This window comes from Neobacillus sp. C211 (assembly GCF_051842875.1).
Classification (GTDB): Bacteria; Bacillota; Bacilli; order Bacillales; family Cytobacillaceae; genus Neobacillus.
The window spans coordinates 26,157-38,255 of record NZ_JBPXRO010000017.1 but is presented as its reverse complement, the minus strand read 5'-3'; the positions used below and the strand labels follow the sequence as shown (position 1 = coordinate 38,255).

At 39.8% G+C, this 12,099-nt stretch carries 11 protein-coding genes and 4 tRNA genes; 1 reads left to right on the top strand and 14 read right to left on the bottom strand.

Going from position 1 to position 12,099, the window contains the following annotated elements; genetic code table 11:
• Positions 1 to 23: 23 nt before the first annotated feature.
• The 6 genes from ACSU6B_RS16820 to ACSU6B_RS16795 all read right to left on the bottom strand — a co-directional run bounded on the left by ACSU6B_RS16820 (position 24) and on the right by ACSU6B_RS16795 (position 3,688).
• Complete coding sequence (locus tag ACSU6B_RS16820) at positions 24 to 1,445, bottom strand: peptidoglycan DD-metalloendopeptidase family protein (RefSeq protein WP_410886916.1); 1,422 nt, start codon at positions 1,443 to 1,445, stop codon at positions 24 to 26.
• Between the two features lie 393 nt (positions 1,446 to 1,838).
• Positions 1,839 to 1,911, bottom strand: a tRNA-Phe gene (locus tag ACSU6B_RS16815).
• 7 nt (positions 1,912 to 1,918) lie between these two features.
• Positions 1,919 to 1,995, bottom strand: a tRNA-Asp gene (locus tag ACSU6B_RS16810).
• 65 nt (positions 1,996 to 2,060) lie between these two features.
• Positions 2,061 to 2,132, bottom strand: a tRNA-Glu gene (locus ACSU6B_RS16805).
• A 36-nt stretch (positions 2,133 to 2,168) separates the two neighbouring features.
• A tRNA-Lys gene (locus tag ACSU6B_RS16800) sits at positions 2,169 to 2,244 on the bottom strand.
• A 151-nt stretch (positions 2,245 to 2,395) separates the two neighbouring features.
• Positions 2,396 to 3,688 (bottom strand): adenylosuccinate synthase, encoded by a 1,293-nt coding sequence (locus ACSU6B_RS16795; RefSeq protein ID WP_335439251.1) that lies wholly within the window; start codon positions 3,686 to 3,688, stop codon positions 2,396 to 2,398.
• A gap of 308 nt (positions 3,689 to 3,996) precedes the next feature.
• On the opposite strand from ACSU6B_RS16795, the gene ACSU6B_RS16790 reads away from it, so the two are divergent.
• Entirely contained in the window at positions 3,997 to 4,176 is a 180-nt protein-coding gene (locus tag ACSU6B_RS16790) for a nuclease-related domain-containing protein (RefSeq protein ID WP_410887040.1), read from the top strand.
• Between the two features lie 73 nt (positions 4,177 to 4,249).
• On the opposite strand, the gene dnaB is transcribed toward ACSU6B_RS16790, so the two are convergent.
• The 8 genes from dnaB to ychF all read right to left on the bottom strand — a co-directional run bounded on the left by dnaB (position 4,250) and on the right by ychF (position 11,816).
• On the bottom strand, positions 4,250 to 5,605 hold the full coding sequence (dnaB, locus tag ACSU6B_RS16785; protein ID WP_088084864.1) for a replicative DNA helicase: 1,356 nt from the start codon (positions 5,603 to 5,605) through the stop codon (positions 4,250 to 4,252).
• 190 nt (positions 5,606 to 5,795) lie between these two features.
• Positions 5,796 to 6,245 carry a 50S ribosomal protein L9 gene (gene rplI / locus ACSU6B_RS16780; RefSeq protein WP_214997465.1) on the bottom strand — a complete coding sequence of 150 codons (450 nt, stop codon included), beginning with the start codon at positions 6,243 to 6,245 and terminating at the stop codon, positions 5,796 to 5,798.
• The gene (locus tag ACSU6B_RS16775) at positions 6,242 to 8,215 is read right to left on the bottom strand and encodes a DHH family phosphoesterase (RefSeq protein WP_410886913.1); all 1,974 of its coding nucleotides are present in this window, start codon (positions 8,213 to 8,215) and stop codon (positions 6,242 to 6,244) included. Before ACSU6B_RS16775 ends, rplI begins: the two co-directional genes overlap by 4 nt.
• Before the next feature lie 25 nt (positions 8,216 to 8,240).
• Positions 8,241 to 9,185: a YybS family protein gene (locus ACSU6B_RS16770; protein WP_410886911.1), complete on the bottom strand. Its 945-nt coding sequence runs from the start codon at positions 9,183 to 9,185 to the stop codon at positions 8,241 to 8,243.
• A 124-nt stretch (positions 9,186 to 9,309) separates the two neighbouring features.
• Positions 9,310 to 9,549, bottom strand: a complete 240-nt coding sequence (rpsR, locus tag ACSU6B_RS16765) for a 30S ribosomal protein S18 (RefSeq protein WP_088084868.1) — start codon at positions 9,547 to 9,549, stop codon at positions 9,310 to 9,312.
• Positions 9,550 to 9,598: 49 nt separating this feature from the next.
• Positions 9,599 to 10,117 carry a single-stranded DNA-binding protein gene (ssb, locus tag ACSU6B_RS16760; RefSeq protein ID WP_168241417.1) on the bottom strand — a complete coding sequence of 173 codons (519 nt, stop codon included), beginning with the start codon at positions 10,115 to 10,117 and terminating at the stop codon, positions 9,599 to 9,601.
• A gap of 59 nt (positions 10,118 to 10,176) precedes the next feature.
• On the bottom strand, positions 10,177 to 10,464 hold the full coding sequence (gene rpsF / locus ACSU6B_RS16755) for a 30S ribosomal protein S6 (RefSeq protein WP_410886909.1): 288 nt from the start codon (positions 10,462 to 10,464) through the stop codon (positions 10,177 to 10,179).
• Positions 10,465 to 10,715: 251 nt separating this feature from the next.
• Positions 10,716 to 11,816, bottom strand: coding sequence for a redox-regulated ATPase YchF (gene ychF / locus ACSU6B_RS16750; RefSeq protein WP_088084871.1), 1,101 nt, complete (start codon positions 11,814 to 11,816; stop codon positions 10,716 to 10,718).
• Positions 11,817 to 12,099: the final 283 nt, after the last annotated feature.

The window sequence follows — 12,099 nt, the reverse complement described above, 5'->3', positions numbered from 1 at the left end:
AGTGCCAACTAGAGACTTACCTTTTATCTTAAATAGGAAAGTGGATTTACTAGGCTGCCATTCTTATACACTTCAAAATGCAAGTGTACACCTGTTGCATCTCCAGTAGCTCCCATTACACCTATACTAGTACCCTTTGAAACCGTCTGGCCTACCCTAACCTTGAGCGACGACATGTGTCCATATAGGGTACGGTAACCATTTTGATGGTCAATGACAATTTTATTCCCATAACCGCCGCCCCAGCCAGCAGAAACAACGACGCCATTATCGGCTGCCTTTATTGTTCTGTTGCTTGGTCTGGCAATATCAATACCTTTGTGCATTCTGCCCCATCTAGGCCCTTGTTTACTGGATACATACCCACCTACAGTCGGCCAGGCAAAGTTTCCTTCCCCACGAGACGGAATGACTTTTATCCCTTTGATAACAATCTGATTCACAGGCTGTTCAAGGACTGTCGCATTTGACTCCACTTTCTGCACTGCTACACCATTTTGTTCAGTAATTTTATAGGTAACAGACCGCGAGCCACTTTTACCCTCTTGTTTTACCTTTTTCTCACCTTTTAGCAAGGAAGAATCTTCAACAACTGTATTTTTAAATGGAATTTCTTCCTTTTTATTTACTTCTTTATCAATAATCACTTCGATAAATGGTTTTGGAACGGTAATATTAATTTTTTCGCCAATCTTTAAAAGCGTATCCCCTTTTAGTCCGGGATTCACTGCTAAGATCTCCGCCAGTGTCAAGTCGTGGTCTTGTGCAATCATTTCGAGCACATCGCCTTCTTTAATCACATATTTCTGTTCTTCTAATGTACCTTTTTGTAAACAGGCAACTGCTTCTTCAGCTGACATCATTTTTTGTGGAACAATATTTTCTACTGAAAAGGAAACATTTTTTGATAATCGAACGTCTAATAGACGAGACTCATTTTCTTTTAATTCTGGTAATGTCGAATTGACGGAAGCTTTTCGGGCCTTAAGTTCGGTTAATTGATCCTCCGGCACGTATTGTTGGATTAGCTTCTTCATAACTTCTTCAGCTGTATTTTGATTATCTACGTAAACAACGGGCTTACCATCAATAATAATCGCAGAGGCCTCTGTTTGAAGTTGGAATATACTCTTAATAGTTCGGACTGTTTCTTGCTTGTTTGCAGCAGAAGGAAATACTTGATATGGAATGTTTTGCACCTGTTGATCGATTTTGTTACTGTCATCGACTTTTGCAGCAATTATTTTATTTACAACAGCCTTATCTGCAATATTTCCAATATATGTACCATCCAGATATACGTCATAATCCTTGGTTGATTTTGATGTATCTGCAAAAGCAACCGGTCCGTTACTAAATGCAATCAGCGATGAAGCAATTGTAGTAGCAATCGTTATCTTAAGAAATAACTTTTTTGTTTTTGATACCTTATTGAAAAGCAGCATTTTTCCTCCCTAAACCACGGTAAAACCCTCTTAATCTAGTGTTTACCCACAAAAGAATTCCCCAGTATTTTAGACCTTCTATACTTTAACATAATTTTTTGTAAATAGATTAACAGTCTTTATACTGTAACAAAAATGTATAATTACTGACACTTACCTACATTTATGTGAAATATTCTAAATAGATTTCCGTGTTTTTCTTTTTAAAAAGCAGGGGAAAGTCCCTATTAAATAAGGGTTTTTCTAGTTCTGAAGGAGGAGGAAATAATTATTACAATAATCGACAAAAACTCATGGTTCTTTTGTAAAAAAGAGGTGGTTTTATTACACTGGGATTACAATTTCAATTTTTAACTAAAAAAAGAAGCCTGCAAATGCAAGCTTCTCTTTTTATGGCTCAGGACGGAATCGAACCGCCGACACAAGGATTTTCAGTCCTTTGCTCTACCGACTGAGCTACTGAGCCACTTATATGGCGGTCTGGACGGGACTCGAACCCGCGACCTCCTGCGTGACAGGCAGGCATTCTAACCAACTGAACTACCAGACCAATATTTAATTGATTGTCAGCAAGGAAACCGTCCTTGCCAGCCTCTTACTGACAATCAAAAGCCATGACCCCTACGGGACTCGAACCCGTGTTACCTCCGTGAAAGGGAGGTGTCTTAACCGCTTGACCAAGGGGCCATATATTGAAAGTTATTTTGCAAAAGCAAAAAACTTTGGTGAGCCATGAAGGACTCGAACCTTCGACCCTCTGATTAAAAGTCAGATGCTCTACCAACTGAGCTAATGGCTCGTACTAAAAAACGTTTCAAAAACTTTGTCGTACTGTGACGACGCTTTTTATAATAGCACGGACTATCTATTCAATGCAATACTTTTTTTGAAAAAACTTTTTAAAAGATTTGAAGCCCTCTAATTAGAGGGCTCCATTAGTTAAGTAACAATTAAATTTGTCTCCATGGGCTGCGGACTACATTTGTTTGATTTCGATCTGGTCCAACAGAGAACGTAGTTAACGGAATTCCAGTAAGCTGTGTTACACGTTCCACGTAATGACGTGCATTTTCAGGTAATTCATCTAATGTTTTAACTCCAGTAATATCCTCACTCCAGCCAGGTAATTCTTCATAGACAGGTTCGCACTGTGATAAAACCTTTAAGCTAGCAGGATATTCTGTAATCAATTCATCTTTATAACGATATGCAGTACAAATCTTCAATGTCTCAATACCCGATAGTACATCAATCGAATTGAGGGACAGGTCGGTTAAGCCACTTACACGGCGAGCATGACGAACTACCACACTGTCAAACCAGCCAATTCGACGAGGACGCCCAGTTGTTGTGCCATATTCACGACCAACTTCGCGGATACGATCGCCGATTTCATCATTTAGTTCAGTAGGGAAAGGTCCATCACCAACACGAGAAGTGTATGCCTTACACACTCCAACCACATGAGTGATTTTAGATGGTCCGACACCAGACCCAATCGTTACACCGCCGGCTACTGGGTTAGATGAGGTCACGAATGGGTATGTACCTTGGTCAATATCAAGCATGACACCCTGTGCGCCTTCAAAAAGAACCCGTTTGCCTTCATCTAAGGCATCATTCAATACAACAGATGTATCACAAACATATTGTTTAATTTGCTGACCATATTCATAATACTCTTCTAGGATTTCTTCCTTCGTAAATCCTGTAGTCTCATAAATACGTTCGAACAAACGATTTTTCTCTTGTAAATTACGATCAAGCTTTTCTTCAAATACATCGTGTTCGAGCAGGTCAGCGATTCTAATCCCCACGCGAGCTGCCTTATCCATATAGGCAGGTCCAATCCCTTTTTTAGTCGTTCCAATTTTATTAGCGCCCTTACTTTCCTCTTCCACTGCATCTAGTTTTAAATGATATGGAAGGATGACATGGGCACGGTTACTAATACGAAGATTATCGGTTGTAACGCCCTTTTCATGTAAGTAGGCAAGTTCGGTTACAAGTGCCTTTGGATCAACAACCATACCATTACCAATTACACAAATTTTTTCCTTATAAAATATTCCTGATGGAATTAGATGTAATTTGTATGTTTCTCCATTGAACTTAATGGTGTGGCCTGCATTATTTCCTCCCTGGTAACGGGCAATTGCCTCGGCATTTTCTGAAAGGAAATCGGTAATTTTACCCTTTCCTTCATCTCCCCATTGCGTCCCAACCACTACTACTGATGACATATAAGGCACCTCCAAATTAAATACGATTTTCTTTTTTCCATACACAAGTTTACCAACTTTCATGGCTAAAAGCAAACAAAACACGAACGTTTTATATAAGGGTATATTATTATGTTCGTAAAATATTAATTTAGGAATCTATCAAAATCGCATCCTGCAGATTTGGATATTTCTCAAATAAAATAGAATTATAGTTTCGTAAAATAATGATAAGGAAGTAAAATATGATTATTAAACATCGGCAAGAGCAATCGGAAATAATAATTTTAAGATCATTATATGTTCGAATGAGTTTATAAGATAAGGAAATAACTAACTATTTAAGTCTTAAAAAAGGATACGAAGAGGAAAAAAAGAGTGATGTCTGGTTAGAAGGGCTTTCCGAGGATTGGCTTATTATCCATGATTTATTACTTGAGTATAACAATTCTAAATTTCAAATTGATACCTTACTTATTTTGCAGGACACCATTTACCCCATTATCTAAGCCTCCACGACCAATATTCGCTATTAATCTACACACAAAAAAGGCTAGCCAAAAAAACTTGGCTAGCCTTAATCTATGCACCCGGCGGATCATTATACCGTGTCTCGAGGTTAACGAACTTATTATATTCCTTAACAAAGGCTAACGACACTGTTCCGGTCGGGCCGTTACGCTGCTTGGCAATAATGATCTCGATAATATTCTTATTCTCTGATTCTTTATCATAGTAGTCATCACGATACAAGAACGCCACGATATCGGCATCCTGCTCAATACTTCCGGATTCACGGATATCGGACATCATCGGGCGTTTATCTTGACGCTGCTCGACACCACGGGAGAGCTGAGAAAGAGCAATAACAGGAACCTTCAATTCACGTGCTAATTGCTTTAGGGAACGTGAAATCTCAGAAACTTCCTGCTGACGGTTTTCACCAGATCGTCCGCTTCCTAAGATCAGCTGCAAGTAATCAATTAATATCATGCCTAAACCATGCTCCTGCTGGAGACGGCGGCATTTGGAACGGATGTCACTGATTCGGACCCCTGGAGTATCATCGATAAAAATCCCTGAACTCGACAGGCTGCCCATCGCCATCGTCAGCTTACCCCAGTCTTCATCCGTCAGGGAACCTGTACGAAGTCTTTGCGCATCGATATTCCCCTCAGAACAAAGCATACGCATTACCAGCTGTTCGGCACCCATCTCCAGGCTAAAAATCGCGACATTTTCATTCGTTTTCGTCGCCACATTGGCTGCAATATTCAAGGCAAACGCTGTTTTACCCACGGAAGGACGGGCGCCAACAATAATTAAGTCATTACGCTGGAATCCAGCTGTCATTCGGTCCAGTTCCGCAAATCCTGTTGAAATACCCGTAATGTCCCCAACACGGTTATGCATTTCCTCAATATTGTCATACGTACGCACAAGTACATCCTTGATATTATGGAAAGCACCGGCATTCTTTCGCTGCGCCACTTCCATAATACTTTTCTCCGCTTCACTTAAGAGAGCTTCCACTTCATCTTCGCGGGAATATCCATCCGAAGCAATGCTTGTTGCGGTACGAATTAATCTTCTAAGTAATGACTTTTCTTCTACAATTCTTGCATAATACTCAATATTTGCTGCTGTCGGAACAGAGGCAGCCAATTCCCCTAAATAACTAACCCCGCCTGTATCTTCAATCAGTTTGGCAGCTGAAAGCTCCTCAGTTACCGTAACTAAGTCAACTGCTTTCCCTTGATCATTTAGACTAAGCATGACATTAAATATTTTTTGGTGGGAAGCACGATAAAAATCCTCAGGAATTAATATTTCTGAAGCTAAAATCAAAGAGGCAGGTTCTAAAAAAATCGCCCCTAACACAGCCTGTTCGGCTTCTATATTTTGCGGCGGCATCCTGTCCGCATATAAGTCATTCATCTATCAAAAACCTCCTATTATGAAGAGGATGATTTATATAAAAATAGCATAAGCTCAGCAATTATCAAAGTTCTAAACTATCATATCCTATCCAAAAAAGAAAAAAGTGACCAGTTAAGACCGATCACATGGCGTTGATTACATTTTATATTCTATCATGTTCCGCAGCGATTTCGCACTGGGAAAATTTTTATTTTACTTCGGTGACAGAAACGGTTAACGTTGCGACGACTTCATGATGGAGCTTCACCGGAACCTTTGTGTGGCCAAGCGTACGAATCGCATCCGCTAATTCCATTTTGCGTTTATCGATTTTAATACCATGTTTCTTTTGTAATTCTTCAGCAATCTGCTTCGTGGTAATCGAGCCAAATAAGCGGCCGCCTTCACCAGCTTTAGCAGTTAATTCCACCGTAATTTGATCCAATACCTCTTTTAATTTTTGTGCTTCCGCTAATTCTTCAGCTGCTTCTTTTTCTTCCTTCTTCTTAAGTGCATCCAGCGTACTGATATTCGCGTTATTGGCTTCCTTTGCTAAACCTTGTTTAATTAAAAAGTTATGGGCATAACCATCAGCTACATTCTTGACTTCGCCCTTTTTCCCTTTACCTTTCACGTCTTTTAAGAAAATTACTTTCATTCTTTTTTCACTCCTTCAAAATATTCATCAATTGCTAGCTTTAATTTACTTTCCGTTTCTGCGATCGATAAGCCACTCAGCTGTGTGGCGGCGTTAGTCAGGTGCCCTCCGCCTTTTAAGGCTTCCATAATTATTTGGACATTGATGTTTCCGAGTGACCTTGCACTGATGCCAATGACCCCTTCGCTGCGCTCGGAGATAACAAAGGAAGCAAGCACTCCGTCCATTGTTAACAATGTATCCGCTGCTTGGGCAATAATCACTTGGTCATTAAAGTCATTTGCAGTTCCCTTTGCAATGGCAATCCCATCGCGGTAAAAAGTAACAGACTCAATTAACTTGGCGCGTTTGATATATGTATCAACATCTTCTTTTAAAAACTTTTGAACGAGGATCGTATCTGCTCCATGTGCTCTTAGATAGGACGCAGCATCAAACGTTCTTGAGCCTGTTCGTAACGTAAAACTTTTTGTATCGACGATGATTCCTGCTAACAGGGCGGTCGCTTCAATCATTTCAATTTTACCCCGTTTTGGCTGATATTCAAGAAACTCAGTCACAAGTTCTGATGTCGATGAAGCATAAGGTTCCATGTAAACAAGTAAAGGATTAGCAATAAAATCCTCACCTCGGCGATGATGGTCAATCACAACGACATGATCAATTTTATTAAGAAGCCGTTCTTCCATGACCATGGAAGGTTTATGGGTATCGACGACGACGAGCAGGGTTTTATCAGAAGCGATTTCAAGCGCCTCTTCTGGACCAATAAAATGTGAAAATAATTGCTCTTGATTGCGGATCTCCGACATGAGCCGTTTGACACCATTGTCGATTTCCTGCATGTTAACAACGATATAAGCATCTTTCTGATTCATTTGGGCTACTTTATAAATGCCAATGCTAGCGCCAATTGAATCCATATCCGGATGTCTATGGCCCATAATGATCACTTTATCACTTGCCATAATTAAATCCCTTAAGGCATGCGAAATGACCCGCGCTCTAACTCTAGTTCTCTTTTCGATTGGATTTGTTTTACCGCCATAGAACTTCACCTTGCCACTTGCCAGTTTAATGGCCACTTGGTCGCCGCCTCTGCCTAAGGCTAAGTCCAAGCTGGATTGGGCTAAAACCCCCAGTTCTGGCAGGGAAGAAACACCTGTACCGACACCAATACTTAAGGTAAATGAGACGTTTTGTTTAGAAGTCATCTCTCTTACTTCATCAAGAATCGTAAATTTACCTTTTTCCAACTTCTGAAGAATCCCTTCACTAAACACAGCCATAAATCGTTCAGATGAAATTCTTTTTAAAAAGATCCCATTATCCTGCGCCCATTTATTCAGGATTGACGTCACCAAATTATTGATGCTGCCACGCATCTGGTCATCCATCCCTTGAGTAAGATCATCATAATTGTCTAAAAAGATGATTGAAATGACAGTTCGGTCATTTTGATACATTTTTTCGATTTCCTTTTGTTCCGTCACATCGAAAAAGTATAAAAGCCGTTCTTCCCGTTTATGAATCACACGGAATTTTCGTTCATGAAGCGTAATGATTTCTGTTTCTACTTCCTGTTTAATTAACGGAATCAGCGTATCTGCGACATCATAAAGTGATCTTCCGACCAAGGTATCCTCATCGAAACAAGAGGCAAGAAATGGATTGGTCCATTCGATATAATACTCATCATTAATAAGCATAATCCCGATGGGCATTTCCATCAATGCTTCTTCGCCCACTCTTTTAACCCGGTAAGAAAGAGTCGCGATATACTCTTCCATTTCTTTTCTTTGGCGGCGGTCAACAACAAACATATAGTAGAGCGGGAAGAGCATGATAAACAGCCCGGCTGCACTAATGGTCCAATTATAGAAGGACAGGGCAATGATCAATACCACTGTAACGCCTATTAACCCATAAAAAGGGTAACGAATCGACCGCTTTTCTAAAAATGCAGGCAATATTTTCAGCTCCTAGTCGTGAATCTTACTCTTTCATTTCAAATCGCTTTCGAAAATCAAAACCTAAATCAGTAATGCCTAATAACATTATTATATAACGGACTATTGGAATCATGAAAGTAAGAATTACAACTAACACAGCAAGTCCCTTTGCAACCGACTTTTGGTAGAAAATAAAAAATAAAAGAGCCAGACCCTGAAGCATAATAAATGTCTCTAATATGTACCTGGCGTTAATTAAAACAGAATATAAGTAAGTTCCCTCTTGCGGATGAAAGAGCAGCATTATCCCCAAGGCAATTAAATAATACCATAAAAGGCTTTTAGGCAGGACAAGATTGCGAAAACTGCCCCATGGCTGTACGTTCACCCCAAACCTCTTCGCAATTGGAAAGCAAATCCATTGAGTAATAAAAGAGGAAAGGATGGAAGCGAAAATCAGTGCACTTGGTGCAAGCGTTACGATTTGCTTAAGCATTAAGGCATTTTGCTTTTTTAAGAGTTCAACTTGGTCTTCTCTTCCCATTGCTTTAAGCATTGCCTCAGAGCTTTTAACTGATTCATTTAACGCTGCAGTAAGTTCATGGATAATATCGATTTTCATAAAAGCAACCATGACGACATATGAAATCACAAGGCCAGCCATAAATGTAAGGGAACTAGCAATTAATATGAACGTCCGGCTCTTGCCCTTTTGGAGCAGATAGCCAATAACAGCACCGACCGAACCATAAATCAACATTAAGCCAACTCCCATTAAAGAGCCTGCAATAAATGCAATAAATATGGCGGCTACTAAAAAGGCGGCAATCAGTTTCAGATTATTTTTAACAGAAAACATGATAAATGGCAGCGGCAGTACCAGGTTTAGGATTGATCCAACGACAGGCACATAAATCGTTATTAATAATAGCGCAGCAAAGGCCGCCAAAAGAACAGCACCCTCTGTAAGCTTGCGTACATCTTTCACTACTTCACCCCTAATTTTACAAAGCTATTCTTTAATTTTAGCGATATAAGGTGTTCTATTCAACTCTAGAGTATAACAAAAAGGCAGCAGGGATAACCCTAACTGCCTTTTTACTTATCTATTTTTATTCACCTGCAACAAATGGAAGTAATGCCATTTGACGTGAACGTTTGATTGCAACTGTTAATTTACGTTGGTATTTAGCGCTAGTACCAGTTACACGACGTGGTAAAATCTTTCCACGCTCAGAGATAAATTTCTTAAGTAAATCCACATCTTTATAATCGATGCGAGAGATACCGTTTGCTGTGAAATAACATACTTTACGGCGTTTTGCGCGACCGCCTTTACGTCCTCCTGCCATGAAAATTCCCTCCTTTATCAATTTTATTTTATCGTTCATTTAAGGTTGTTTAGAATGGAAGGTCGTCATCGGAAATATCAATTTGACCATTACCTGCAAACGGATCCTCGTCCATTCTTTGGAAACCTTTATTCGTGTTTTGGTTTTGACGTTGTTGATTCTGATTGCCGCCGCCATAAGGATTCCCTTGAGGTTCCCTTGGTGGAGCACCGAATTGATTGTTGTCGTTTCTACCATTGCCGCCTGAAGAACCCCTAGGTTCAAGAAATTGAACATTATCTGCCACAATCTCAGTAAAATACTGACGTTTTCCATCCTGCTCGTAAGTACGAACTTGAATTCGACCATCAACACCTGCCAAGCTGCCCTTTTTCAAGAAGTTGGCAACATTTTCAGCAGCCTTACGCCAAACTACACAGTTAAGAAAGTCTGCTTCACGTTCCCCTTGGGGATTTGAAAATTGACGATTTACTGCAAGAGTAAATGTAGCAACCGCAATGCCATTTGGTGTATATTTCAGTTCAGGGTCTTTGGTTAAACGGCCAACAAGAACAACACGATTTATCATCAGAATCAACTCCTTTTTTTTCAGAAAATGTTTCACATGAAACATTTTCAAATCTATTATTAAACTTCTTCTCTAATTACTAGATGGCGAATGATATCTTCGCTGATTTTTGCAAGACGAGAAAATTCTTGTACTGCAGCAGCTGAAGATGTTGTTTTAGTGATTTCGTAGTATCCGTCGCGGAAATCGTTGATTTCATATGCTAAACGACGCTTACCCCAATCCTTTGTTTCAGCAGTTTCCGCACCGTTATCAAGAAGAATTGTATTAAAACGCTCTACAAGAGCCTTTTTAGCTTCATCTTCAATATTTGGGCGGATGATGTACATGATTTCGTACTTATTCATCACAGTCACCTCCTTTTGGTCTAAACGGCCCATTTGGGCAAGGAGCAATTATTCATTACTCACAAGTTGAAATTATAGCATAGTTATTTAACAAAAGCAATCTCATTCACAGGATTGAGATTTTTCCAACTAGCGCTGTTAAACCTGCCTGTTGATTTCCGCTCCAGGCGCTTCGCTTTCCGCTCCAATCAACAACAATGAGGTTTAACACAATTAAAAAAAGCTCTACAAATTCTGCAGAGCTTGAAATATTATACGTTGAAACGGAAATGGATGACGTCGCCGTCTTTTACTTCATATTCTTTACCTTCTAAACGGACCTTGCCCGCTTCTTTTGCTGCGGTATGACTGCCAGCGGCTAATAAATCTTCATAAGAAACGGTTTCGGCGCGAATAAAGCCGCGTTCAAAATCAGAGTGAATAACTCCTGCACATTGCGGTGCCTTCATTCCTTTTCTGAAGGTCCAGGCCCGAACTTCTTGAACACCTGCTGTGAAATAGGTCGCTAAGCCAAGCAAGTGATAGGCCGCACGGATTAATTGGTCAAGGCCGGATTCTTCAATGCCTAACTCCGATAGGAACATTTGCTTTTCTTCACCTTCGAGTTCAGCAATTTCCTCTTCAATCTTTGCACAAATCACGATCACTTCTGCATTATCTGCAGCAGCAAATTCGCGGACCTTTTGAACATATTCATTGTCAGAAGGATCGGCAATATCATCTTCACTCACGTTGGCCACATAAAGAACAGGCTTGATTGTTAACAGATGCAGTCCTTTAACAAGTTTCATTTGTTCTTCCGTAAAATCAACGGTACGAGCTGGTTTCTCTGCTTCAAACGCATCACGAAGCATGGAGAGGACTTCGAATTCAGCCGCTGCTTCCTTATCTTTTTGCTTAGCCAATTTTTCAACACGGTTAATCCGCTTTTCAACCGATTCCATGTCAGCAAGAATTAACTCCAAGTTAATGACTTCAATATCATCGATTGGATCGACTTTACCAGATACATGGGTAATGTTATCGTCTGCAAAACAGCGGACTACTTGGCAAATCGCATCCACTTGGCGAATATGTGAGAGGAACTTATTTCCGAGTCCTTCACCTTTACTTGCACCTTTAACAATCCCGGCAATATCGGTAAATTCAAAAGCGGTGGGAACCGTCTTTTTTGGTTGAACAAGTTCAGTTAATTTTTGCAGACGGGCGTCAGGTACTTCAACGATTCCGACGTTCGGGTCAATCGTACAGAAAGGGTAATTGGCCGATTCTGCCCCTGCCTGGGTAATTGCGTTAAATAAAGTAGACTTACCAACGTTCGGCAAACCTACGATACCAGCTGTTAATGCCATTTATTTCACTCCTCAAAAAAATAAGATCTATTTTAAATAAAATTAGTTCTGATAATAAAAAGACAAGTCTTTCACAATTATAGGCATTTCAATGTAAAAAGACAAGAATGATTAATGGTAACAACAATTAAAGAAAGCAGGTACGAAGATTTGGTTTTATGCCAATAAATGCTAAATAAAGATAAAAAGAGATCGAAATTTCAAACTAATTCCCCCTCTTTCTACAAATTTTCCTATATTATTTAGTAAATATGGTAAAATTTAATACAAACTTTACTTGATA

Coding starts and splice junctions, on each gene's coding strand:
- ACSU6B_RS16820 (WP_410886916.1), bottom strand. CDS start 1,445: ATGCTGCTTTTCAATAAGGTATCAAAAACAAAAAAGTTATTTCTTAAG.
- ACSU6B_RS16795 (WP_335439251.1), bottom strand. CDS start 3,688: ATGTCATCAGTAGTAGTGGTTGGGACGCAATGGGGAGATGAAGGAAAG.
- dnaB (WP_088084864.1), bottom strand. CDS start 5,605: ATGAATGACTTATATGCGGACAGGATGCCGCCGCAAAATATAGAAGCC.
- rplI (WP_214997465.1), bottom strand. CDS start 6,245: ATGAAAGTAATTTTCTTAAAAGACGTGAAAGGTAAAGGGAAAAAGGGC.
- rpsR (WP_088084868.1), bottom strand. CDS start 9,549: ATGGCAGGAGGACGTAAAGGCGGTCGCGCAAAACGCCGTAAAGTATGT.
- ssb (WP_168241417.1), bottom strand. CDS start 10,117: ATGATAAATCGTGTTGTTCTTGTTGGCCGTTTAACCAAAGACCCTGAA.
- rpsF (WP_410886909.1), bottom strand. CDS start 10,464: ATGAATAAGTACGAAATCATGTACATCATCCGCCCAAATATTGAAGAT.
- ychF (WP_088084871.1), bottom strand. CDS start 11,816: ATGGCATTAACAGCTGGTATCGTAGGTTTGCCGAACGTTGGTAAGTCT.